Here is a 24,899-nt window from a genome sequence, read left to right as displayed (position 1 = left end):
CCATAAATAGCTCACAATTAACGATTTGTGAGTCAGACTGCCTTTTGCTTTTTATATTTTAAAAAGGAGAAAATTTATTTTCAACCTTAAAAATATATTATGAAAGCACTAGTTTATCACGGAAGAAATGATGTAAGAGTAGATAACGTTCCTGACCCAAAAATAGAGGAACCGGGAGATGTTATCGTCAAAGTTTCCAGCACGGCCATTTGTGGTTCAGACCTGCACCTGCTGGATGGAATGATGCCAACCATGAAAGAAGGGGATATCCTGGGACATGAATTCATGGGAGAGGTCGTAGAAGTAGGTGCTGACGTTACCAAATTCAAGAAAGGAGATCGCGTAGTTGTTCCCTTTACCATCGCTTGCGGACATTGCGACTACTGCGATGATGAGCTATATTCTTTGTGTGATAATTCCAATCCCAATGCAGAAATCGCAAAAGCTAATCTGGGTCACAGTATTTCCGGGGTCTATGGCTATTCGCATGCCCTGGGCGGCTTTTCCGGGGGACAGGCTGAATATGTTCGGGTTCCTTATGCTGATGTTGGCCCCATAAAAGTTCCTGAAAGCCTCAGCGATGAGCAAAGCCTTTTCCTGTCAGACATTTTCCCTACCGGTTATATGGCTGCGGAAAACGCCAACATTCAACCGGGTGACACGGTCGCTATCTGGGGCTGCGGTCCTGTAGGACAGTTCGCCATAAAAAGCGCGTGGATGTTAGGAGCAAGAAGAGTGATCGCTATTGATGATGTTCCAGAAAGATTGGATCTGGCCGAAAGAGAAGGAAAGGCCGAAACCATTAGGACTGTAGGAAGAAAGGATGTCTATGAAAAATTGATGGAAATGACCAACGGAAAAGGCCCTGATTCCTGTATTGATGCAGTAGGAGCAGAATGCCACGGGGACACGATGTTTGGGAAGGTAGTAGATAAGACCAAAGAGGTGCTGCATGCGCCAATGTCCAGGCCTTATGTACTGCAACAGATCATGATGAGCTGTAAAAAAGCCGGTACCGTATCCATTCCGGGAGTTTATATTGGTATGGTCAATGAACTGCCGTTTGGGGCTGCCATGAATAAAGCTCTAAAATTCAACATGGGGCAAACCCATGTTCAAAGATATCTCCAGCCTTTAATGGCAAAGATAGAGGCCGGAGAGATAGATCCCTCTTTTGTCATTACCCACAGAATGAACCTGGAAGATGCGCCCAAAGCTTATGATATCTTCAAAAAGAAGGAAGATAAGTGCATCAAAGTTGTGATGAATCCTTAATTAGCAGAGGTTAAAAATAAAATTCCGGAGCGGTTGGCTCCGGAATTTTATTTTTTAAACGTTCTCCATAAGTCATTGTTAAGCTTCTTTCTGCTGAGTCTGCTGTTTCTTTCTGAAGCGGATGTTCAGCATTTCGATAACCAGCGAGAAGAAAACGGCAAAATATATATAACCCTTTGGCACGTGATATTCCAGACCTTCCATCACCAGCATGAAACCTATCAATATAAGGAATGACAGGGCCAGGATCTGAACTGTAGGGTATTTATTAACAAAATCTCCCACAGCCCGAGCAAAGATCATCATGATGATTATAGACACTGTAACTGCAATGATCATGAGCGTAATTTCTTCTGTAAGCCCCACTGCAGTCAAAATGGAGTCGAAAGAAAAGATCACGTCCAGCATGACGATCTGCAAAATGGCAAAAGTGAAGGATTTTGCGGCAGTCACTTCTTTATGAATGTCGTGCACTTCCACTTTTTCATGTATCTCAAGCACCGATTTCACAATGAGGAAAATTCCTCCCGCGGCCAGGATGATATCCCTCCAGCTAAAGTCAATTCCGAATAAAGTGAAAACCGGTTGGGTGAGCCCTATAAGCCAGGTTATGCTAAAAAGCAACAGAATTCTGAAGATTAGAGCGAGAGCAAGTCCTCCGATACGGGCTTTTTTCTGTTGATCTTCAGGCAGTTTTCCGGCAACTATGGAGATGAAGATGATGTTATCTATCCCTAAAACGATCTCCATGAAAGTAAGCGTGAGCAATGCGACCCAGGTATCTACCTGCAGAAACATTTCCATATTATGGTTGATTAAAGTTGAAGCCTGAAGATACTATTTTAGAAAACAAGCTAAGGCTTCAGCCTTAAATTTTGACAGAACCCTAACTTTTTCTGAAGTAAAAAACCTATACCACAGGCTCTTCTTTTTTCTTAAGAGCAGTTACTTTTTCCCCTTTTACAGACTTCAGCTCCCGCTTCATCAGGATAGAAAGAAAAACAGCTACTGCCAGAAGCCCCGCGAAGATATATAGCGTACCGTTATAACTGGAGGTTACGCTGCGGGTCCAGGCGGCAAAAAGCGGACCGACCATCCCGGCGGCAGCCCAGGCTGTCAAAACATACCCAAAGATGATCCCCAGCTGTCGGGTGCCAAAAAGGTCTTTTACAAAAGCCGGCATGGTAGCAAAGCCTCCACCATAACAGGAGAGGATCAAAAAGATTAGGACCTGGAACAGCAGATCGTTGGTGATGTTCGGCAGCAACAGAAAGGCGACGATCTGAATAAAAAAGAATGCGGCAAACACCGCAGGCCTGCCTATTCTGTCTGAAAGGCTGGCCCAGCCAATGCGCCCTGCTCCGTTAAAGAGTCCCATGATACCGACCATGGTCGCAGCAGCCACAGCGGTCATTCCGGTATATTCCTGTGCCATAGGTGAAGCTGCGGAAATTATGGCGATCCCACAACAGATATTAATAAAGAACATAGACCAGAGAAACCAGAATCTCCTGGTCTTTACAGCTTCTCCCGCAGTCATTTCTATCAACTGGTGATCGCTATTTTTTGCTTCTGAAGTGTCTTTTTTTGCTGAAGCTTCAGGCGGAAGAGCAAGATACAGCGAGGAAAGCAGCATGATAACGAAGTAGAAGCTTCCGGTGATCAAAAAAGTGTTGGCGATCCCAACTTTTGAAATGAGATAAACGATTACGGGACTGCTGATGAGCGCGGCGAAACCAAAACCCATTACCGCCAAACCTGTGGCTAGTCCGGGTTTATCGGGAAACCATTTGATTAGGGTAGAGACAGGTGCGATGTATCCCAGCCCCAATCCTATTCCGCCGAAAAGTCCGTAAAAAAGATACAGGGCAACCACCGACTCCAGGATTACGGCCACTCCGGAACCAAGGATGCCAATTCCGAAGAAAACAGCAGCCAGCACTCCAGAAATTTTGGGTCCTCTCTTTTCCAGAAAATGCCCCAGAAAAGCAGCTGAAATTCCCAGAATAAAAACGGCGAGACTAAATGTGAACTGGGTTTCCTCCAGTTCCCAACCCAATTGATCTGTCAAAGGTTTGGTGTAAACGCTCCAGGCATATACCGAGCCAATACAAAGATGAATTCCTATCGCCGATGCCGCAATAAGCCAGCGGTTCCTGGTCTTTCCCATTTTTCTGCTTTTCAGAAAGCAAAAGTAAGCATATCTCGTTGAAACATTATATGACCGCGGTCACCACAGCCCAGTTGAAAAAAGAAAGGTTCAAGGGAATTTTTTTATTCCTACAATATTGGGAGTAAAAATGCGTTTTTTAATAAGAGTTAAAAAAATCCCCTACCTATAAGTCCTGTAAACGAAGAGTCGAGACCTGCAAAGAGGTACTCTGCTCTTCTTTTCAGGCACCAAAATCACTCATATCTTCTTTCTCGTATAAGAATGGAATCGACAGCTTCCTTCAAGTAGCCCAATCCCAGATCCCTGTCTTCCAAAGCTTCCTGTGAAACCTCGGCATCATGCTCCAAAGATTCGGCTTTATGTATGGCCTTTTTCAGCCAGTTGATCTCCTGTTGATCATCAGCCTCTTCGCAATAACCCAGAGCTTCCTGCGCGAGGTCTTTCAGGTCTTTCGGGAATTTTTTTTGCCTTGGATCCAGATCTTCACTCCGGCTCCTTATGTCTTCAAGCTTATCTATTTTCTCTTTCATGTTCGTTGGTTTTTCATTAAATAAGAGTCGGATCCTTAAAGTGGAATTAATCGGGAGAACCCTGCTTTTCGACTTCTGCGTCGTATGAGTAGTCGTCAGATCTTTTAGAAACTCCTGCGGTCTTACCTTTTCCGACAATAAAAGCCACCAGCGGAATGACAACTGCCGTGAGGGTCATCAGGTACAGGCCATATTCCACAGTTACAACCAGACCGTCAAGATCAACGATATTCCATATGCCCATTACTGCGGCTACCAGGCTTAAAAAAATGATTCCATAGAGTCTCATGCCGCTGAGAACATTTCCCCTGTCTCCTATAAATCCCAGGATGAATATAACCAGAAACAATCCAAGAGTGATCCACCCGCCGTACTGTGTTCCCATCTCATATCCAATAACCGGAATTTTGACCCAGGGCATAAAGGTCGTGGCTATGCCTACTACCGCTAAAAGTATTATCGCTAATCTTTGATCGTTCATCTTCTTATTTTCTACTCTAAAGTTAAGAAGTATTTCCTGCTTTAATGTTATTTATCTTTTAAAACAAAGGAAACACTGGAAGAAGAATTTCAGTCCGTCTCCCAAAAAAGGAATACCGAACACCTATTGCGAAACCTTTTTTCCAGATCATTCAGAGGAAGCTACTCTCTAAATCCTAAAGAAAAAGCCATTTTCCCATTTAACAGATTATTATCAGAATTCCCTCTAATCTTTTGTAATTTAAACAGTGATAACTTTAAAATTGCAAAGAGATGAAAAAAATCATTGTTCTGTTTTTTTCTGCCGCATTCCTAATTTCCTGCGGTGATGACGAAAAAGAAAATTTATCAAAAGAATTCGATGACTTGATGAAACAAAATGACAGTCTTCAGCAGGTTCATCAGGATTTTAAACAAACGCATGACAGTTTAAAGCAGGAACATCAAGGTATTGCCCAAGAACTGGAAACAGCTGAGATTTCAGATTCAACTTCCTTAGAAAAGTTGGCTGAGAACGAAGTAATCATGAAAAAGCACGACGGAATAATAGCAGGCCACGCCGAAATGATCAAAGGGCATCAGGAGCTGAGAAATGATTTCGGAAACCTGAGCAGCAAAGAAATGAAAGCCCAGATCGCAAAGATGAAAGATGTCCACAATACCATGATGGAGGAACACGGCACAATGCGGGAGGAACACGACCAAATGCAAAAAAGATATGAAGACATCAGGAAAAAAGAATTAAACAAGGAAACTGGTGAACAACAGCAGGAAAACTCTTAAGTACCTGTAAGACAAACCCGGCAATTTTCATGATCTACCGATATACTCCAAATTCTTAAAGATAAAATCAGGGAAATTGTAGCACAGATAAATAGCCTCTCATTTGTGAGAGGCTATTTATCGGATACTCCCGTAATAAATGGACCTCATCACCTAAAGGTTTAAATTCGATTTTTTAAGTCTCTAAGAAGTTCATCTTCTAATCATCAACCAAACTGATCTTGAATATTTTACCAGTATTTCCATCGGGTCCCAACATGCTGGAAACAGCTATATAGATCTCTCCGTCCAGATCTTGTCCGAAGCCTTTCAGGTAATATCCTATGTCACCTGAGGTGCTTTTGAATTCCAATTCCTCAAAATCCCATAGACCTGCACCGGAAGGATTGGCAAAGAATACTTCCCCTGTAGGCTCAAAGTCTTGGGAGAATGATCCAAATAAATACTGACCACTTAATTCAGGGATGGCAGTACCCCTATAGACATAGCCGCCTATGATGGTCACAGTAGAACCTCCGGCAGGATTATTGGCATTACTCATCTCTATTACGGGATCGATCAATTCATTCCCCAGTACATCTACATCAGGGCAGGATTCCAGTACATTTTCATTATTGGAAGCATCAAAGCAGTGAGTCCCTTCTTTGACATTCCAGCCGTAATTACCACCATTTTCTACAACACTTATTTCCTCCCACAAGTTCTGGCCGGCGTCCCCTACAAATAACCTGTGATCTCCTCCCATGTCAAAGGAGAACCTGAAGGGGTTCCTGAAGCCATAAGCATATATTTCATCACGTCCGTCCGAATCTACAAAGGGGTTATCACCGGGTATCCCGTAAGGATCGCCGCCGTCAACATCTATTCTTAAAATATTTCCCAGGAGATTGGACTCCACATCCTGACCGTTACCTCCTGCATTAACATCATACCAGTCTTCTACATGGCCGGGGGCGACATCATTCGACGCCCCTCCATCTCCTATGGATATATAGAGGTAACCATCAGGTCCAAAAGCTATGGTTCCCCCTTCGTGATTGAACTGCGGTTGATTAATGTCGAGAATTATTTTTTCTGAACCTGCTTGAACCTGGTTTGGGTTCGAACCTGACACAGTAAATTCTGAGATCCTGCTGGTATTATCCCACATTTCTCCTTCCTCGGGACCTCCAGCAATTGGCGGGGCTGTATAATAAACAAATAGCCGGCCATTTGAGCTGTAGTCAGGATGGAAAGCAAGACCCAATAAACCTCTTTCGTCATAACCTGGATCCAAAGTTACCATCATCGGTCCCACATCTAAAAAAGGCTCTTCCAGTAAGTTTCCCGAATCATCAATCACCCAAACCTTCCCGATCTGGTCAATCACATACAAGTTGCCGGTATCATCTGGTGAGGGCATAAGTCCTATGGGAGACACCATATTTTCTGCCACCAACACAAGATCAATAGATTGGGTTGGCTCCACAGGAGGAGGTACGTTATCATCATCATCTGAACAACCTACTACCCATAGAAGCAGAAAAATTAAAATATATTTCACCGAATGGACCAATTTTCCCCCGGCACCTCCAAGATGTTTAGTAGAATTTTCCATAGCAAATGTTTTAGGATTAACCGATCACAGGGAGGCACTTTAAATTTACCACTATCTGTTCTTATTCGAGAATTTTTGTAGAAGTATCCTTACAACTTTAACACGGCACACAGCTACCAATCATCCTTAACTTCCATATATGCAAGATTAAAAGGCATACATTATTAAAATATTACCATATATAAATGAATCAATTTTGATAATATCCTCAAAATGTTAAAAAATTATCATGTGTTGATATTTTATTTAAATTTAAGTAGATATTTAATTCCTAATGCTTATCCCGTCATAAGCTTAACTTATTTTCAGAATAAACCAGCCTCAATCACTTAAATTTAATCTCGGCAATGAACAAGAAGAATGGAGTAATAATTAAATTTTTGGGATTATGGACAGAAAAACCTTTATTCAGAAAACTACGATGGGGATACTTTTAAGCATTCCGGCAGTCAGCATGCTGGGTTGCTCAGGATCTGATGACAACGGAAATTCATCGCCAGATCCAGACCCCACACCCACTGCAAAGAATTGTGTGGAGAACGGCACCAGCACTTCAGTAAGCTCAGTACAGAACCATACTCATAGTTTATCTGTATCTAAAGAGGACGTTTCTGCTGGGACTACTAAGACTTATGACCTAAGCCAGTCAGCAGATCACATACATCAGGTTACACTGGAGGCGAATGATTTCCAGGCACTCAAGGACAGCCCAAACCAATCTATTACAAAGGTCTCTACTACTGATAGCGGGCACAGTCATAATGTGACGGTAGCATGTGTGTAAAGATCTATGATTTCACCTATTGATTGCAGAAAAGCTTCTTATTCCTGAGAAGCTTTCTGTGTGAAAGTAGATGCTTTCCCATCCTATGCCCGGAATAGATTCCTTCTCTACCGGGTGTGAATCGCTTTGATTAACGGGAAGAAAAAAAGCCCCTCATTTCTGAGAGGCTTTCTGTGCGGGCGGAGAGACTCGAACTCTCACACCGTAAGGCACTAGATCCTAAGTTCCTTTCTGGATGCCTTCATAAAATACCAAAAAACGTCAATCAATTATAACACAACGTATTACAAGAGAATTTAACTCCATTTAATTTCTGTTAAAATCAAAAAAAGTGTTACCCATGTGTTACCCCAGATATTTTTTTTGGTTAAATTACAGATATAAATTTGACTCGGAATGGCAAAATTAAAAGTAGTACTTCATCCAAAAATTGATAGAAAGGGAAAAAAACAATATCGATTAGCTTTTCGGGTCACAGCTTACCGAAGAAGAAGTTACCTCTATTTGGGATATAACATTGATCCAAAAGATTGGAATGAGGAATTTGAGAAGGTTCGAAAAACGCACCCAAAGCATCAGCATTTAAATCGCCTCATTAGAAAAAAGTATGATCAAATTGATGATATCATTTTTGAGGCAGCCAGTAAAAACGAAAAAATTACTGCCAATCAAATATTAGATAAAGTTCGCAATAAACTTGATAATACTACATTTTATGCCCTAGCCGAAGAACATATAGAGGATCTTAAACAAGCAAAGAAATTAAACAGAGCTATATCAGACAGAAGTAAATTGAATAGAATTAAGGAGTATTCTAAAAAGAAAACTTTGCACTTTCAAGAAGTGGATGAACTCTTTCTCAGACGATTAAAAATTTACTTACTGACTAAGAGACAAGTTTCAGAACGAACTGTTATGAACATCTTTGTTTTTGTGAGGTTAATTTTTAATGAAGCCATAAGAAGAGGTTTGGTCGATTATAAATTATACCCGTTTGGAAAAGGAAAAATCCAAATTAAATATCCACCTACTCTAAAGATTGGCCTAAATGAAGAAGAAATACTTAAGCTAGAGGAATTAGAATTACAACCTGAAACGCAACTTTGGCATAGTAGAAATGTTTTTCTTTTTTCTTTTTATTTGGCGGGAATGAGAATCTCAGATGTTCTTAATCTCCGATGGAATAGCATTGTAGATCAGAGGTTGAATTACAAGATGAGAAAGAATAATAAACTTAATTCTATTAAAATTCCAGAGAAGGCATACGGAATTCTTGAAATGTACCGTCATGATCAAAAATTCTCATCTGATCTTATTTTTCCATATTTAAAAGGTATCCAGAGAAGTAGTTCAAAAATTGAATATAATACCACCAAAAGTTCCATAAAAAAAATCAATAAATATCTGAAGGAGCTTTCAAGCAAAGCAGGAGTAGATAAAAAAGTTACCAGCCACATCGCCAGACATTCATTTGGAAATATTGCAGGAGATAAGGTATCCCCACAAATGTTACAGAAGTTATATAGACATAGTCATTTATCTACAACCATAGGTTATCAGGGGAATTTTATACATACTAATTCGGATAATGCCTTAGAGGAAATATTAAAGTTTTCGGCCCAAGAAAACAGAAAATCTTGAGGAAATTCAAAAATTGCCCTCTTGATAAAACGGATTGAAATTTCTTCATGAAAAAGGCTCGTTCGATAAAAAATCAATAAAATTGCCTAAGAGATATTCTTAATCTCTCTTAAAAATTTGGATACAGTTATTTTACCTCTTTTGTTTTGTCATTACAAGGATTTAAGTAATGGAAAAACAGACCTACATACGAGTAGGAACTCAATATTTTAAACTGGTCAAAGCACCGAGCATTTCGGGTCATGTGAATCAGACACTCATGCCCTGGAATATTGAAACTATTCGGCAAGATCACGGCAAAACTTATTTGGCTGGCATTCCAAAATTTGATGGCTTTACCTGTATTCCTGACCACCTGAATTTCAAATCTTCTTATCACAATTTTTATAACACCTATTCCCCACTCAGCCATAAGCTAAAAGAAGGAGATTGCAGTACATCTTTAGATTTCGTGAGGCATATATTTGGAGACCATTATAAACTTGGTCTGGATTACCTGCAATTACTATTTGTAAAACCCACTCAGATCCTTCCAATTCTTTGCCTGGTTTCCAGGAAACGTTCCACCGGTAAGAGTACATTTCTAAAATGGTTGAAGCTGATCTTTGAGAACAACCTTACCTATCTTACCAACGACAGCTTTACCAGCCAGTTTAATTCGGACTGGGCCAATAAGCTACTGATCTGTATCGACGAAGTCTTGTTCAACAAGGAAGAACTAACTGAAAGGATCAAATACCTGAGCACCACCAACATCAACAAACTTGAAGCAAAAGGAAAGGATAAGCGGGAGGTGGAATTCTTCGGAAAATTCATCCTTTGCAGCAATAATGAAGAGAACTTCATTAAGATCGACCATCATGAAACCCGTTTCTGGGTGCTCCAGGTGCCTTCCATTAAAAAAGAAAAGACCCAATTTCTCGGGGCACTGGCTGCTGAAGTACCGGCTTTTCTGTCTTACTTAAAGAACCGAAAACTCTCTACCTGGCACCAAACCAGGATGTGGTTTTCTGCTGAGCAAATAGAAACACCGGCTCTGAAGAAGCTCATGCAGAACAACCTCAACCGGGTGGAAAGAGAATTGGCCGGCATTTTAATCATGGTTATGGAGAACCACGACCTGGAACAACTGGATCTTTGTCCGATGGATGCTCTCAATGCCATCAGTAAGACCAGGCTTCGAACTGATCTTACCCAGATCAGGAAGATCCTGAAGAAGGACTGGAAACTGGAGAATCAGCCGAATTCAAATCACTACAGAAAGTTCGTGATCTGGAGTGATGGCAGCACTACTCTCACAGATGCTAAAGGACGCTATTTCACTATAAATAAAAATTTCCTGATGGAGAATTTTGAGGACCTGAATTTAAGCTGATTTTCGGCTTCTGAAGGAAAAACGATGAAACGATGACAAAACGATGACAAGGTGAGCCCAGTATTCACGAGGGTTCCCATGCGCTGTCATCGTTTCATCAAAATGAAGGCTGCTTTTGAAGGAAAAACTTTGAAATACTTCTATTTTTTGATGAATTGATGACAGAATAAGATAAGACCAGTAATAGCAAGGGTTCCGGCTGTCATCATTTTGTCATCAAAAGGTCATCAAAAATAAAAATGATGACAGAAAAGGGTAGAAAAGGACAGTTGCTAAATAACCACAAAGTGAAGTAAATAAAATGCTGATGAAAACAAAAAGAATGAACTGTGAAAGAGCCCGTAGCATTTGCATCGTTAGCACGCTGGCAAAGCTAGGGTACTTTCCCAGTCGAAAATCGGAAAAAGAAGCCTGGTTTCTGAGTCCCCTGCGGTCAGAAACGCAGGTCTCTTTTAAAGTCTCTTCCAAACTCAACAGGTGGTATGACTTCGGAATTGGAAAAGGAGGCAATGTAGTTGACCTGGTATGCCTGATACTGGAATGTTCCGTATCTGAAGCTTTAGCTTATTTATCAGATGGTTTACCGATTATTAGTTCGCCTCAATCAGAACCAAATAATCAGAAACAAAAGCGGAGATCAAAAAACAAAGTCCTGGAGGTCCATTCCATTCTAAATCCTTCTTTGGAAAAATACCTGAAATCCAGGTGCATTCCAATCGAGGTGGCAAGATCCTACTGTAGGGAAGTCTGGTATGAATGCAACGGAAAAGAGTACTATGCTTTGGGCCTTCAAAATGACCTTGGGGGATGGGAGCTTCGGAATTTGTATTGTAAAACCTCTACAGCTCCCAAGAGTTACTCCCTGATCAAAAGTGGAAAAGAAAGACTGATTGTTCTGGAAGGAATGTTCGACCTTTTATCCCTGGCCACTATATCTCCGGAAGAAGTACAAACTTCAGACCTGGTGATTCTGAATTCTCTTTCCTTCTTATCTGAAGTTTCAGCACTTTTTAAAGAGTACAAGACTGTCACTTTGTACCTGGACCACGATCCTTCAGGAAGAGAGGCCACTGAAAGACTTTTGTCGAACTATTCCAATTGCAGAGATGGAAGTGACTTTTACAAAGGCTACAAAGACCTTAATAAGAAGCTGATCCAGATGAACAACTGACAGCTCTTATCCTGAAATAAAAACTATTTAACTGCTGAAAAAGCAAATATTGAGATGGAAGTATTTTAATTTTTTGAGGAGCAATTCAAGATGTGTCATTGTCATGACATCTTGCTTTTACTCCCGATGGTCGCAAAACTTTTATGAAACGAGAATTCATCCAGATCCGATGCTCGATCTACGAGAAAAAGCTACTCAAAAAAAGAGCGGCCAGGGCAGGAATTTCCCTTTCAGAGTACATCAGATCTACTGCCTTTGGAAAAGGAGTGACCGAAAGATTGACACCTGAACAACTGGACTACTACAAAATGCTGGTCCAATACAAGAACAACTTTGTTCGCATTGGGAATATGTTCAACAAAAGAGATCCCAAATTAGCTCAGGAGGTTATGGCTCTTGCAGAAAAAATTAGAACTCACCTTCAAAACTTTCAGAAATGATCGGCAAAGGTAAATCCATCTCCCATACCCTGGCCTCCATGAATTATGGATGGAATCAGGAGAAGCAGGCTGAAGTAATCTTTAAAGAACATTTGGCAGGAGATACTCCTGGTGAGATCACTGAGGAGTTCAGGATCATTCAATCTCAGAACGAACGCTGTAAGAATAATACCCTGAGTTTTGTGTTGAGTCCCACTATAAAAGATGGGCAGGATCTAAGTGGCAAAAAGCTATATGAAATAACGTCCAGATTTATTAAGGAAATGAACCTGCAAAACCATCAGTCAATAGGGTTTGTTCATCGAGATAAGCAACACCTGCATATTCATCTCTACACTAACCGCATCGCTTTAAACGGGGAACTCTACAAAGACAGTTTTATTGGAAAACGGAGCCAGGCGGCTGCAGACAAAGTAGCCCAACAGATGAAGATGTCAAGAGCAAGGGAGGTCCAACAGGAAAAGCTGGCGCAATTAAAGCACTTACGCAAGGAGGTACAACATATCCATGAGAAGGTTCTTCAGACAAAACCAAAGTCCTTAGATGAATACATGAAGAAAATGAAAGAGCAGCAGGTGAAGGTCCTGCCCAGTATCAACAAGGCAAATCAATTACAGGGTTTCCGTTTTGAATACAAAGGATTTAATCTTAAAGGAAGCCAGATCCATCGTTCGATGAGTAGTAACAAGATCATTTTAGCCCTCTCTCAAAACAACAAATACACCAGATTAAAGGAGGCGCCACAAAATATAAAGGTACTGGATCACACGGTACAACTTTCTACCGGGATCATAAACAAAATAGCTAAAGACATTATAAAACAAACTATTAGAAGAGCCCTGGACACCGGAATGGGGGCAGGATTTTAAAACATATTAATATGAAGAAGCTAGATGAAATCATGGAGCTCATGACAGATGAAATGGATGAGTTCAAAAAAGGTCTACTACAGTTGCAGAAGTTGTCGAATGAGCTTCACAATAGAAGTATTCCTATTACTACTGAAGTACTGGAGAAACAATTGAATTTTTTCTTTCAGAAGCAAGAGAAACGAGAGGCCCTGACTGCAGAAGCATTTAAGACCATTGACCAGAAATTAAAGAAGGCTTACCTACTCCCCAAGAGCCTGGGAATTCTGTTTGGAAGTTTACTAATCCTGCTAGTGACTTTGATCGGGTATCTCACCTTTCTAGTTGTAGAATCGGAAAAGGGAGAAGATAGTAGCTATTCAATCACAAAAGGAGAGAGTGGTATTTTCAACAATTATCTTGAGGAAAAACCTAAAATAAAAGCTGATTATGAAAAATGGCTCCATAACCAGAACTCACCATGATGCGCCCTATGCTGTTTTTATTTTACGCTTAACTTCCCGTACGCTATAAAAACAGCACAGGATCCGGCGCAAGGTAAGTTATGGTAGATTTGGGGCGATTGAATAATTCAAAAATCCCCAGGAATGGAATTTTTGTTTCGCTTCTCCCAGCTGGTGGGTCATTTTCTACATTAATTTAAGTCTTTGCTTAAATAATTTATTTATATTTGATTATGAAAGAAACGAACTGTATACGTAAAGAGGCCGACGTAGATCAAATAAGGAGATGTATAACGCGAATATCAGAAGTCGAAGAGGCAGTGGATACCTTAACCGATAAGCTCTCATTAGTTAGTAACGCCACCAGATTGAAGATTCTTTTTGTCCTGCAGACAGAAGAAAGATTATGTGTGTGTGACCTAAGTGACATCCTGAACATGACCATTCCGGCAGTTTCGCAACACTTGCGTAAATTGAAGGATAGAGATTTTGTGAAATCGGAAAAAGAAGGTCAGACCATCTTTTATTCTCTTCGGAATGACCATCGGGAACTCCTTGCTCCCTTTTTCAATTTAATAAAACATCAACCTGAAGCTATATGAAGACAAAAAACGGCTTTCTTGGAGTAGGTATTTTAACTGGTATTGCCAGTTCCCTTTGTTGTATTGCTCCCATACTTGCTATAGCAGCAGGAACAGGAAGCATGGCAGGAGCTTTTGCATGGCTGGAGCCTTTTAGATGGCCACTTGTAGCAGTTTCAATAGTTGCTTTGGGATTCGCCTGGTATTTGAACCTGAAGACTACAGATGATGACTGCGGCTGTGAAAGCAATTCCCGATCTTCCTTTTTCCAATCCCGTAAATTCTTGAGTGGAGTGACTGTTTTTGTTATTCTGAGCCTGGCTTTTCCTTATTATGCTGAAGCTTTTTATCCTTCTGATGAAAAAGAAGTGGTTTTTGTTCAGGAAAAAAATATTCAAACGGTGGAATTCTCTGTGAGTGGTATGACCTGCGCAGGCTGTGAGGGTCATGTAAAATCTGAAGTTAACAAGCTAAACGGTATTGTCTCCTGCAAGGTTTCTTACGAAGAAGGTAATACGGTTGTTGAATTCGATAGTACACGCACAAACGTTGAAGAAGTAAAAACAGCTATTGAGCGTACAGGATATAAAGTATCAGAAAATCGAGAGGAATGAAGCATTATGACCTTATAGTAATAGGTTCGGGCATGTCCGGTATGACAGTTGCTAATAAATGTGCATCCAAAGGATTAAAAGTCGCTGTAACAGATGAACTACCCTATGGAGGAACTTGTGCGCTTCGAGGATGTGACCCAAAAAAAATAATCATTGGTGCTACCGAAGTGAGAGACTTCGCTCAACGATTGGCGGGAAAAGGTATTGATACTGTTCCTGAAGTAAACTGGAAAGACGTCATGGCTTTTAAGCAAGAATTCGTAGATGCCATGCCTGGGAAAATCGAAAAGGGATACAAACACAATGATATCGACACTTATCACGGTGCTGCTCGCTTTATTAGCAATGATTCCGTTGAAATTAAATCGCAAGTTTTAAAAGGAGATAAAATTGTTATTGCCACAGGAGCCAGACCACGTAAATTAACTTTTGAAGGAGGTAATTACGCCTTAACCAGTACAGATTTTCTCAACCTGAAGGAGCTGCCAAAGTCCATGATATTTATAGGCGGCGGTTATATTGCCTTTGAATTTGCACATATCGCCAGGAGATGTGGGGCTGAAGTTACCATAATACACCGGGGAACCAGACCTTTAGAAAATTTTGACAAGGATATAGTTCAGCATTTGTCCGAAGCAACACAGAAGCTGGGCATACGATTAGTGCTCGAAACAAACGTAACTGGAATCAAAAAAGGAACAAAAGGTTTTACTGTTGTTGGTGAAAAAAATGGTTCTGAAGTAGAATTTACGGCTGCAGCGGTTTTTAACAGTGCTGGAAGAGTACCCCATATCAATGATCTGGATCTTAAGGCTGGATCTGTTGCTTCAAACAAAAGGGGTATTGAGGTCAATGAGTTTTTACAGAGCACTGCAAATCCCAACGTGTATGCTGCCGGAGACGCTGCCGACAGCAATGGACTTCCGTTAACACCAGTAGCCGTTTATGAAGGTCATATTATTGCTTCCAATATTATAAAAGGAAATAGCAGAAAGGCAAAGTATCCACCTATGCCCTCAGTGGTCTTCACCTTACCGCCTATGGCTTCAGTAGGATTAACAGAAGAGAACGCCAAAAAGACCGGAATGAATGTAAAAGTAAATAGCAAAGCGGTCCCGGAATGGTTTAATGCGAAGCGATTAAACACCGAAGAATATGCATTTAAGACCATCATAGACACCGAGAGTGGAACTTTAGTAGGTGCACATTTAATTGGTCCGGGAGTTGAGGAAACAATTAATTTTTTCTCTCTTGCTATTTACAAATCGATACCAGTACAAGATTTAAAGAAAATGATTTATGCGTACCCCACAATGGGTTCGGATATCACATCAATGTTATAAAAAATCCGATATGGAGACAATTTTAAAGTCTATTCTCACTTGCCCGAACTGCAATGTATCCAAGGAAGAAACCATGCCTACAGATGCATGCCAATTTTTTCACGAATGCGCCAGCTGTGGAACCGTAGTAAAGCCATTGGAAGGTGATTGCTGTGTTTTTTGCAGTTACGGCTCTGTACCGTGTCCACCAATTCAACAGGCGCAGTCATGTTGTGGCAAATGAAAATTATAACCAATTAGAAATTCTATAAGCTTTCCTTCTAAGTTCTTTTTTTACCTTTGCAAAGTGAAATTCATCGCAGTCATACTATCTATCTATTTCCTGGGGTTAAACTTTATTCCCTGTGATGACACAGCTGTGTCCGAAAATCAGGATACTATCTCTGTGAGTTTGGAAGTAGATCAGGATCAGCAAGGGGACCAGAATGGAACTTCAGATGACTGTCCTCCTTTTTGTCAGTGTCACTGCTGCCATGTGCATGTGGTGAGATTTGAAACAAGTAGCTTCGAAGCATTTGAGCCAAAAATGCCTTTTTTGACACCTTTATTTGGCGAGAGCCCGGGCAAAGAAATTGCCTTTTCTCACTTCCAGCCTCCCCGTGTTTAATTCAGTTTTAGGATAGCTATATCCTGTTGTCACTGGCCGCGGCCAGGTATTTTATTACAAACTGAATTAAATTATCATGTATGATTAATAAGATCATTGATTTTTCGATCAATAATAAATTTATTATTGGTCTCTTAACAGTGGTGCTCATTGGTGCAGGGATCTGGAGCGTTTTCCAGGTGCCGGTAGATGCCCAACCGGACATCACGAATAACCAGGTGCAGGTGATCACCCAGGCACCCAATTTAGGAACTGAAGACATCGAGCAGTTCGTCACCTACCCCGTGGAAATTGCCATGAGCAATTTGCCCGGTGTTACAGAGATTCGCTCGGTATCCAGGTTCGGACTTTCCGTAGTAACTATTGTCTTTGAAGACGATATGGGTACTTACCTCCCCAGGCAGTTGGTAGGTGAAAAACTGAATGCCGTAAAAGATGAAATTCCCGAAGGTTTCGGACAACCTTCTATGGGACCTATTTCTACCGGTCTCGGGGAAATTTATCAATACACCCTCGAAGTAGAAGAGGAATTCAAGGATGACTACTCCCCTACTGAGCTGAGAACAATTCAGGATTGGATTGTTCGCCGACAAATGGCAATGGTACCGGGAGTTGTAGAAGTGAACGGTGTTGGCGGAATGATCAAGCAATATGAAGTTGCTGTAGATCCGGACGAACTAAAAGCCATTGGACTTTCCATTTCTGATGTTTTTACCGCCCTTGAAAATAACAATCAGAATACCGGTGGGGCTTATATCGAAAAGAACCATCAGGCAAACTTCATACGGGGCGAAGGACTTGCACGAAGTGTGGAGGATCTGGAAAAGATTGTCGTCACCACTTCCGGCGGAGTACCTATAACAGTTGCCGATGTTGCTGATGTTCGAATAGGAAGTGCCGTACGTTATGGAGCACTGACAAAAAATGGACAGGGAGAAGCCGTTGGTGGAATGGTCATGATGCTGAAAGGAGCCAATTCCAATGAAGTAATCGACAATGTAAAAGACAGGATCGAACAGATTCAGAAATCCCTTCCTGAAGGTGTTTCCATAAAGCCATTTTTGGATAGAAGTGAACTTATTAGTGACACCACTTCCACAGTTACAAAAAACCTGCTCGAAGGAGGACTGATCGTGATCTTTGTCCTGGTGCTGCTCCTGGGGAACTGGCGGGGAGGATTAATAGTCGCCTCCACCATTCCGCTCTCCCTCCTGTTTGCTTTCATTCTTATGAACCTTTTCGACGTCTGGGCAAACCTGATGAGTCTCGGAGCAATTGATTTTGGGATCATAGTAGACGGAGCCGTTATTATTGTGGAAAGTACCGTTTTTACTATTCATCAACGCATGAAGAAACGAGGAGAATTAAACAAGACTGAGAGAAATAGCATAGCCTCCTCTTCAGCAAAAAAGATGATGAATTCTGCCTTTTTTGGGCAGCTTATAATTCTCATCGTTTTTCTTCCCATTCTTGCCCTGGAAGGGGTTGAAGGAAAAATGTTCAAGCCAATGGCACTTACCTTCATTTTCGCCATGCTGGGTGCAATGATCTTGTGCTTGACATACGTGCCTATGATCTCTGCTCTCTTTCTTAAGGAAAGTAAAAAGCGGAAGAGATCCTATGGTGATAAATTTGTAGGTTGGGTTCAGAATAAATATGAGCCTCTATTAAACAAATCCTTAAAAAGAGGAAAAATTGTACTCGGCTCCGCTATAGCTCTATTCGCTTTGGCAGCTTTCATGTTTACCAAAATGGGAGGGGAATTTATTCCGCAGCTCGACGAAGGGGACATAGCTTTTCATATTATCCTGAAACCGGGAAGTTCGCTTGACGAGGGAATTGCAACCTCCACAACAATAGAACAGCTTCTTCTGGACGAGTATCCGGAAATAGAACAGATCGTCACCCGTTTTGGGGTTTCTGATGTCCCAACAGATCCTATGCCTATGGACATTGGAGACAGCTTTATTATTTTAAAGGATAAAGATGAATGGACTTCTGCCGATTCTAAGGATGAACTTATTTCAAAAATTAAAGAAACCATCGGCATTATTCCCGGCGTTAGCTATGAATTTACCCAGCCAGTAGAAATGCGGTTCAATGAACTTCTTACAGGTGTTCGAGAAGATGTTGCAGTCAAACTTTATGGTGAAGATCTGGAGGTTCTGGCAAGCAAGGCGCAGGAGATGGGCAATATCATTTCTACTGTAGAAGGGGTTGCCGATATGAAAGTAGAGGCCACGGCAGGATTACCGCAAATCACGGTCAACTATAACAGGAATAAAACTGCCCAATATGGTTTACAGATCAAGGAGCTGAATTCCCTAATCCAATCGGCTTTTGCAGGCGGAGATGCAGGAGTTATTTTTGAAGGAGAAAGACGGTTCGACCTGGTGGTGCGATTACAGGAAGAAGAAAGAACAAGTATTGAGAATATCAGGAATCTATACGTAACCCTGCCTTCAGGTAGCCAGATCCCGCTGAAAGAAGTAGCTGATATAAGTTATCAGCCCGGCCCGATGCAGATCAGTAGAGATAATACCAACCGTCGTACCTATGTGGGAGTAAACATCAGGAATCGTGACGTAAAGTCTGTGGTGGAAGATATACAGACCAAACTGGATGCTGAATTTGACCTACCGCCCGGCTACTACATTCGCTACGGCGGAGCTTTTGAAAATTTTGAAAGAGCAAGTAAGAGATTACAAATTGTAGTTCCCATTGCCCTGCTCTTAATTTTTATCCTGATCTATTTTGCCCTCAAATCCTTTAAGCAAACCACCATGATCTACATAGCCATTCCACTTGCCGCTATTGGTGGGATATTTTCTTTATGGCTGCGGGATATGCCCTTCAGCATTTCTGCCGGGGTTGGCTTCATTGTCTTGTTTGGAGTGGCGGTTTTAAATGGTCTTGTACTTATTAGCAGTTTCAATGAATTAAAAGAAGAAGGTGTGAAAAATCTAAATGAAAGGATCAGTCTTGGGACAAGAAGCAGAATCCGTCCCATTTTGTTAACAGCTCTTACCGACGTTCTTGGATTCCTGCCTATGGCTATATCGAGCTCGGCAGGAGCAGAAGTGCAACGGCCTCTGGCAACCGTAGTTATAGGGGGCTTGATTACTTCTACCCTGCTCACTTTATTCATTCTGCCTATTCTGTATAAATGGGTCGAATCGAGGTCGGGCAGAATGAAATTCAAACCTGCAACAGGTGGATCTTTTGCGGTGATTCTTGCTCTAATCCTTTTACCTGCCGGTTTGAATGCTCAGACAACTGAATTGTCTCCGCAGGTAACTCAGGAGGAAGCCGTTGCCTTGGCTCTTCAGAATTACCCACTTCTGAAAAATGAAAAGTTGAGAATTCACCAGGAGCAGGCAATGAAAAGATCTGCATGGGATCTTGGGGAAACCGAAGTATTTACGGGTGGAGAAGAGCTTGGAGAAGCAGGTGGAATATACACGACTGTTGGTGTTCAACAGAAAGGGATTGACTTGTTAGGAATACCTTCTAAAAACAAACTCTATAATAAAAGGATCGCACTTGCCGAAGAAGCTTATGATCTGTCTCAACTTCAGGTGGCACAGGAGGTGAAAATAGCATGGAGTCGTGCCTTTTCCGCAAAACAACAGTATCTGTTATTTCAGGAACTGGATTCCCTGTACCAAAAATTAGAACTGGCAGTTAGTCTGAGGTACGAGGTCGAGGCCATTTCGAGATTGGAAATGCTGACAGCCAAAAATAAGATCAGCCAAATTTCGATTGATTTACAACAGGCCGAGATGGACTACCTAACAGCCGTTCAAAAACTGAATCTTTGGCTGGGAGATGAGGAAGTCTATGATGTACCGGATGATTTTCAAGGTATTCGGGAGGATGAAATTTTCTTTACCGGAGAATTACCTGAGGATCATCCTCTTCTGGAAGTTTCTGAAAAGAAGGTCGCGGTGGCAGAAGCTGCTTATTCCGCAGAAAAGGCTAATTTTCTTCCGGATTTCAGTGTTCAGTACGGACTTCAAAAAGTGAATGGAGCAACCGGTTTTTATAATTATCAGGCCGGAATATCTATTCCAATTCTTTCCGGAGCTGCCCACGGTGAAGCTAAAGCGGCAAAAATAGAAAAGGAAATTGCACAAAGAGCTGCCGACTTTCAGAAAGACCAGGTAAGAACAGATTTTGAAATTGCCTTGAGCAACTATAAACGATGGAAATCTTCCTGGCTTTTTTACAAGGATGAAGTTTTGCCGTTATTGGAAGAACAACGGGAGGGATCATTACTCGCCTTTAACGAAGGTGCCATTGAATATGTGGCCTTTATCCAAAATTTAGACAATGCAATGGAGTCAGAAATTAAAGCGCTCGAAGCTTTTGAGAATTACCAAATAGCCCTTGCAGAATTACAATTTTACCTAACAGGAAAAAACTAAAAAAATGAAATTTCAAACAATATATATGCTTCCGTTTCTCCTTCTATTGTCTTGCGGGGAAAATGGCAAAAAAGAGGGGAATCAGAAAGAAGAAGCCGGTGAACCTGCTAAAACAGAAGCCGTCAAGGAAGCTATGCTTTCACAGCAGCAGTTCGATGTACTTGATATGAAAATTGACAGCCTTACAACCAGGTTAATGAGCGGCTATGTCCAGGCAAATGGAGAGCTGGAAGTCCCTCCTCAAAGTGAAGCTACAGTTACTCCCGTTATTGGAGGTAACGTATCGTCAATAGTAGTGATCGAAGGAGATGAAGTGCAGCGTGGAGATGTATTGGCATATATCGAACACCCGGAGATCATCGAAGTACAAACGCAATATATGAATGCCTTAAACAGTCTGAATTATCAGGAAAAAGAGTTCCAAAGACAAAAAAAATTGTACGAAGCCGGAGTGGGTTCCGGGCAAATCTTTCAGCGTGCCGAGGCAGAACTGGAAAGTCTTAAAGGACAGGTTGCAGGGCTTAAAGCTCAACTGCAACAACTAAATATTAATCCTGAAACTATTCGAAATGGAAATATTCAGCAAAGGATTCCGGTAAGAAGCCCTATAGATGGCGCTGTACAATCGGTCAATATCAAAACAGGTCAATTTGTACAGGCGCAGTCTGAAATGTTCGAGCTCATCAATACGAAAGATGTTCACGTGGATCTCATGGTCTTTGAGAAAGATGTTGCCAAAGTAGAAAAAGGACAAAAAGTATATTTCACGATCGAATCATTACCGGGAACTGAACTAACTGCGGAAATCATTTCTGTAAGCAAGAATTTTGAACAGGACCCTAAAGCCGTTCATGTACATGCGGAAATTATCGACAGGCCCGAAAATCTTGTGCCGGGAATGTACGTGAGAGGGCGAATTGCGGTTGATAATCAACGAACAACAGCACTACCCGAATCTGCCATAGTTAGAGAAGGGGGTAAATTTTATGCTTTTACGGCAGAAGAGGAAGGAGATGCATGGAGCTTTAGACCTATAGAGGTTATTACCGGTACAAATGGAGGTGAATGGGTTGAAGTAAAGCTATTAAAAGACCTGCCGGAAGATACCAGATTTGCCTATAACAATGCCTACTATCTAATGGCGGAGATGCAGAAAGGCGAAGGTGGACACAGCCATTAATTTTAAGTAATTTAGAAGAAACAACAGATATGGGTCACGATCATTCTCACGAAAGTTCTGGAAAGAATCTTAAGCTGGCATTTTTTATAAATGTTGGGTTTACCATTATAGAGATCATTGGAGGATTTCTTACCAATAGCGTCGCGATCATTTCTGATGCCTTGCATGACCTGGGCGATAGTTTGTCACTCGGGCTCGCGTGGTACATAGAAGGTAAGGCTAATAAAAAGGGGGCTACAGACGAATTCAGCTTCGGGTATGCCCGCTTCAGACTTTTGGGTGCTTTAATTAATTCTGTAGTTCTTGTAGCAGGTTCCATTTATATTATTTACGAAGCGATCTCCCGGTTTCAAGACCCGGAAGCTGTTGACTCAAAGTACATGATCGGTTTCGCAATTCTTGGAGTTTTGGCAAATGGTTATGCCGCCTGGCGCGTAAGTGGAGGAAAATCTTTAAATGATAAGGTTGTGAGCTGGCATCTTCTGGAAGATGTATTGGGATGGGTCGCTGTTCTTATTGTGGCGATCATTCTGCAGTTTAAAGACTGGTACATTCTGGACCCAATCCTTTCTCTGGGCATTACGCTTTACATCCTATGGGGAGTCGGCGGAAGACTCAAAGACACTCTTCATTTGCTCCTCCAGGGAGTTCCGGCAGGATTAGATATGCAGGAAGTTAAACGGCAGCTACAGCAGGTTAATCACGTTAGTTCTATTCATCATATGCACGTCTGGTCCCTGGACGGGGAACACCATGTGCTAACGGCTCACCTGGTCCTGGAAAAGATCAGCCACTTCGATCAAATAGATGACGTGCGGCAGAGGGCTATAGAATCTGTGGAAGAGTGGGATTTCAGCCATCATACGTTTCAGTTAGAACTCGATAAGGAAAAATGCCCGATGCTGAAGAGTCACTAAAACTAATTTACTAAAGCTTGACGTAAGTATGAACAAAAGTATTTTCACTATCCAGAAGATGGACTGTCCTTCCGAGGAACAGATGATAAGAATGAAACTTGACCCGGTTGATCAGGTAAAGCATCTGGAATTCGATATTAATCGGAGAAAACTCGAAGTATATCATACAGGGAATGGGGATGAAATCCACCGCGCCATTAGCCAATTAGGTTTAAATGACAGACTTGAGGAAACAACTGAAGCTGTCTTGCCTTTGCCCTCAGATGATTCGCATCAAAAGAAAATTTTGTGGTGGGTACTCGGAATCAACTTCGGGTTCTTTCTTCTGGAAATGACCACCGGATTAATTTCAAACTCGATGGGTCTTATTGCCGATTCTCTGGACATGCTTGCAGACGCCTTTGTTTATGCGCTAAGTCTGTTCGCTGTGGGAACATCTATAGGAAGAAAAAAGAGAATAGCAGGAATAAGTGGTTATCTACAAATGGGACTGGCTTTGGTGGGATTTGCAGAGGTATTGAGAAGATTTTTTTCAAGTACCGATATGCCTCTGTTCGAGTGGATGATATTTGTTTCCATTTTTGCCCTCGCCGGAAATCTGATCTCCCTTTGGCTCATTAACAAAGCCAAAAGCGATGAAGCTCACATGCAAGCCAGTGCCATTTTCACTTCCAATGACATCATTGTTAACGGCGGAGTAATACTGGCCGGAGTTCTTGTATATTTCCTCGACAGCAAATGGCCCGACCTGATAATTGGAGGTATTGTTTTTTCGTTTGTAATGCGAGGCGCTCTTAGAATTTTGAACCTGTCAAAGTAGAGTGATTTGGTTCAGGAATCAGAGGAGCATTATAACAGAAGTTTAAGAGGGAGCAGGATGTAAATGATTAATTTAGAGTACGAAACCCTCTTTTTGTACTGAAAATGAGCGAATTCTTAATGGTTTTATTACTTGCTGCTATGCCTGCTTTGGGGAACTTTTCAGGCGGTTTGTTGGCAGAGTGGATCAATGTTTCCGATAAAACCTTGAATTTGGCGCTTCACTTCGCTGCAGGTATAATACTCGCTGTTGTAGGTTTGGAATTAATGCCTACTGCTCTTGAAGTAGAGCAACCTTGGATCCCCATTGCAGCTTTTATGGGAGGAGGCTTCACTTTTCTTCTTTTGGAAAAAGCGGTTCATTTCATTAAAGATCGGTTCGGAGGTGAAGGCAAGGCAACCGGATCTGCCTGGGGAATTTATTTGGGAGTCGCCATTGATCTTTTTAGCGATGGCATTATGATAGGCACAGGCTCTACTGTATCAGTGTCTTTAGGGCTCCTTCTCGCCCTGGGACAAGTTCCTGCAGATATCCCGGAAGGTTTTGCCACAATTGCCACCTTCAAGAGCAAGGGAGTGCCTAAAAAAATGCGCTACTTACTTGCAGCCGGTTTTACAATTCCTATTCTCCTCGGCGCTACAATTGGTTTTTGGACAATGCGCAACAGTGGTGATTTGATCAAATTCAGTCTGCTGGCATTTACCGCCGGTATCCTGCTCAGCGTCGCCATCGAAGAAATTTTAACAGAAGCTCATGGCAAACCCGATCCTGTCTATGCTTCCGTTCTTTTAACCGCCGGTTTTTCCCTGTTCGCATTGCTAACCGTTTATTTAGAAGGCTAAAAAAGAA

At 41.6% G+C, this 24,899-nt stretch carries 24 protein-coding genes; 19 read left to right on the top strand and 5 right to left on the bottom strand.

Annotated elements, in window-relative coordinates:
* The first annotated feature begins 99 nt into the window (after positions 1 to 99).
* A complete protein-coding gene (locus tag BLS64_RS04210) occupies positions 100 to 1,275 on the top strand; it encodes a zinc-dependent alcohol dehydrogenase (RefSeq protein WP_093112031.1) in 1,176 nt (391 codons plus the stop codon).
* Positions 1,276 to 1,353: 78 nt separating this feature from the next.
* Here the strand turns inward: BLS64_RS04210 and BLS64_RS04205 are convergent, their stop codons facing one another.
* The 4 genes from BLS64_RS04205 to BLS64_RS04190 all read right to left on the bottom strand — a co-directional run bounded on the left by BLS64_RS04205 (position 1,354) and on the right by BLS64_RS04190 (position 4,399).
* Complete coding sequence (locus BLS64_RS04205) at positions 1,354 to 2,079, bottom strand: TerC family protein (RefSeq protein ID WP_093112029.1); 726 nt, start codon at positions 2,077 to 2,079, stop codon at positions 1,354 to 1,356.
* A 106-nt stretch (positions 2,080 to 2,185) separates the two neighbouring features.
* Positions 2,186 to 3,445 carry an L-lactate MFS transporter gene (locus BLS64_RS04200; RefSeq protein ID WP_093112027.1) on the bottom strand — a complete coding sequence of 420 codons (1,260 nt, stop codon included), beginning with the start codon at positions 3,443 to 3,445 and terminating at the stop codon, positions 2,186 to 2,188.
* 236 nt (positions 3,446 to 3,681) lie between these two features.
* Entirely contained in the window at positions 3,682 to 3,978 is a 297-nt protein-coding gene (locus tag BLS64_RS04195; protein ID WP_093112025.1) for a hypothetical protein, read from the bottom strand.
* Between the two features lie 46 nt (positions 3,979 to 4,024).
* Positions 4,025 to 4,399, bottom strand: coding sequence for a hypothetical protein (locus BLS64_RS04190; protein ID WP_093112023.1), 375 nt, complete (start codon positions 4,397 to 4,399; stop codon positions 4,025 to 4,027).
* Between the two features lie 332 nt (positions 4,400 to 4,731).
* Between BLS64_RS04190 and BLS64_RS04185 the strand changes: the two genes are divergently transcribed.
* A complete protein-coding gene (locus BLS64_RS04185; RefSeq protein WP_093112021.1) occupies positions 4,732 to 5,241 on the top strand; it encodes a hypothetical protein in 510 nt (169 codons plus the stop codon).
* A 199-nt stretch (positions 5,242 to 5,440) separates the two neighbouring features.
* Here the strand turns inward: BLS64_RS04185 and BLS64_RS04180 are convergent, their stop codons facing one another.
* Entirely contained in the window at positions 5,441 to 6,838 is a 1,398-nt protein-coding gene (locus BLS64_RS04180; RefSeq protein ID WP_218124593.1) for a PQQ-dependent sugar dehydrogenase, read from the bottom strand.
* Between the two features lie 454 nt (positions 6,839 to 7,292).
* On the opposite strand from BLS64_RS04180, the gene BLS64_RS04175 reads away from it, so the two are divergent.
* The 17 genes from BLS64_RS04175 to BLS64_RS04095 all read left to right on the top strand — a co-directional run bounded on the left by BLS64_RS04175 (position 7,293) and on the right by BLS64_RS04095 (position 24,892).
* Positions 7,293 to 7,622, top strand: coding sequence for a hypothetical protein (locus tag BLS64_RS04175; protein ID WP_143019271.1), 330 nt, complete (start codon positions 7,293 to 7,295; stop codon positions 7,620 to 7,622).
* Positions 7,623 to 8,018: 396 nt separating this feature from the next.
* Complete coding sequence (locus tag BLS64_RS04170) at positions 8,019 to 9,263, top strand: site-specific integrase (protein ID WP_093112017.1); 1,245 nt, start codon at positions 8,019 to 8,021, stop codon at positions 9,261 to 9,263.
* A gap of 169 nt (positions 9,264 to 9,432) precedes the next feature.
* Complete coding sequence (locus tag BLS64_RS04165) at positions 9,433 to 10,638, top strand: primase-helicase family protein (protein ID WP_093112015.1); 1,206 nt, start codon at positions 9,433 to 9,435, stop codon at positions 10,636 to 10,638.
* Between the two features lie 307 nt (positions 10,639 to 10,945).
* Positions 10,946 to 11,809, top strand: a complete 864-nt coding sequence (locus tag BLS64_RS04160) for a toprim domain-containing protein (RefSeq protein ID WP_093112323.1) — start codon at positions 10,946 to 10,948, stop codon at positions 11,807 to 11,809.
* Positions 11,810 to 11,952: 143 nt separating this feature from the next.
* Positions 11,953 to 12,249: a mobilization protein MbpA gene (gene mbpA / locus BLS64_RS04155; RefSeq protein ID WP_093112013.1), complete on the top strand. Its 297-nt coding sequence runs from the start codon at positions 11,953 to 11,955 to the stop codon at positions 12,247 to 12,249.
* The gene (locus BLS64_RS04150; protein WP_093112011.1) at positions 12,246 to 13,118 is read left to right on the top strand and encodes a relaxase/mobilization nuclease domain-containing protein; all 873 of its coding nucleotides are present in this window, start codon (positions 12,246 to 12,248) and stop codon (positions 13,116 to 13,118) included. The genes mbpA and BLS64_RS04150 overlap by 4 nt, the downstream gene beginning before the upstream one ends.
* An 11-nt stretch (positions 13,119 to 13,129) precedes the next feature.
* Positions 13,130 to 13,582: a DUF6730 family protein gene (locus tag BLS64_RS04145; RefSeq protein ID WP_093112009.1), complete on the top strand. Its 453-nt coding sequence runs from the start codon at positions 13,130 to 13,132 to the stop codon at positions 13,580 to 13,582.
* A 212-nt stretch (positions 13,583 to 13,794) separates the two neighbouring features.
* The gene (locus BLS64_RS04140; protein ID WP_093112007.1) at positions 13,795 to 14,163 is read left to right on the top strand and encodes an ArsR/SmtB family transcription factor; all 369 of its coding nucleotides are present in this window, start codon (positions 13,795 to 13,797) and stop codon (positions 14,161 to 14,163) included.
* Positions 14,160 to 14,756 carry a mercuric transport protein MerTP gene (merTP, locus tag BLS64_RS04135; RefSeq protein WP_093112005.1) on the top strand — a complete coding sequence of 199 codons (597 nt, stop codon included), beginning with the start codon at positions 14,160 to 14,162 and terminating at the stop codon, positions 14,754 to 14,756. Before BLS64_RS04140 ends, merTP begins: the two co-directional genes overlap by 4 nt.
* Complete coding sequence (locus tag BLS64_RS04130; RefSeq protein ID WP_093112003.1) at positions 14,753 to 16,099, top strand: dihydrolipoyl dehydrogenase family protein; 1,347 nt, start codon at positions 14,753 to 14,755, stop codon at positions 16,097 to 16,099. Before merTP ends, BLS64_RS04130 begins: the two co-directional genes overlap by 4 nt.
* The gene (locus BLS64_RS15305; RefSeq protein ID WP_456153880.1) at positions 16,056 to 16,322 is read left to right on the top strand and encodes a GDCCVxC domain-containing (seleno)protein; all 267 of its coding nucleotides are present in this window, start codon (positions 16,056 to 16,058) and stop codon (positions 16,320 to 16,322) included. Before BLS64_RS04130 ends, BLS64_RS15305 begins: the two co-directional genes overlap by 44 nt.
* Before the next feature lie 63 nt (positions 16,323 to 16,385).
* Positions 16,386 to 16,706, top strand: coding sequence for a DUF6660 family protein (locus BLS64_RS15450; RefSeq protein WP_093111998.1), 321 nt, complete (start codon positions 16,386 to 16,388; stop codon positions 16,704 to 16,706).
* Between the two features lie 80 nt (positions 16,707 to 16,786).
* The gene (locus BLS64_RS04115) at positions 16,787 to 21,133 is read left to right on the top strand and encodes a CusA/CzcA family heavy metal efflux RND transporter (RefSeq protein WP_093111996.1); all 4,347 of its coding nucleotides are present in this window, start codon (positions 16,787 to 16,789) and stop codon (positions 21,131 to 21,133) included.
* Positions 21,134 to 21,137: 4 nt separating this feature from the next.
* Positions 21,138 to 22,313, top strand: coding sequence for an efflux RND transporter periplasmic adaptor subunit (locus BLS64_RS04110; protein ID WP_245693369.1), 1,176 nt, complete (start codon positions 21,138 to 21,140; stop codon positions 22,311 to 22,313).
* Positions 22,314 to 22,342: 29 nt separating this feature from the next.
* Entirely contained in the window at positions 22,343 to 23,230 is an 888-nt protein-coding gene (locus BLS64_RS04105) for a cation diffusion facilitator family transporter (RefSeq protein WP_093111994.1), read from the top strand.
* 28 nt (positions 23,231 to 23,258) lie between these two features.
* Entirely contained in the window at positions 23,259 to 24,050 is a 792-nt protein-coding gene (locus BLS64_RS04100; protein ID WP_093111992.1) for a cation transporter, read from the top strand.
* A 104-nt stretch (positions 24,051 to 24,154) separates the two neighbouring features.
* Positions 24,155 to 24,892, top strand: coding sequence for a ZIP family metal transporter (locus BLS64_RS04095; protein WP_093111990.1), 738 nt, complete (start codon positions 24,155 to 24,157; stop codon positions 24,890 to 24,892).
* The last annotated feature ends 7 nt before the right edge of the window (positions 24,893 to 24,899 follow it).

This window comes from Salinimicrobium catena, from assembly GCF_900102915.1.
GTDB classification, from domain to species: domain Bacteria; phylum Bacteroidota; class Bacteroidia; order Flavobacteriales; family Flavobacteriaceae; genus Salinimicrobium; species Salinimicrobium catena.
This window is presented reverse-complemented; position numbering and strand designations above follow the sequence as displayed.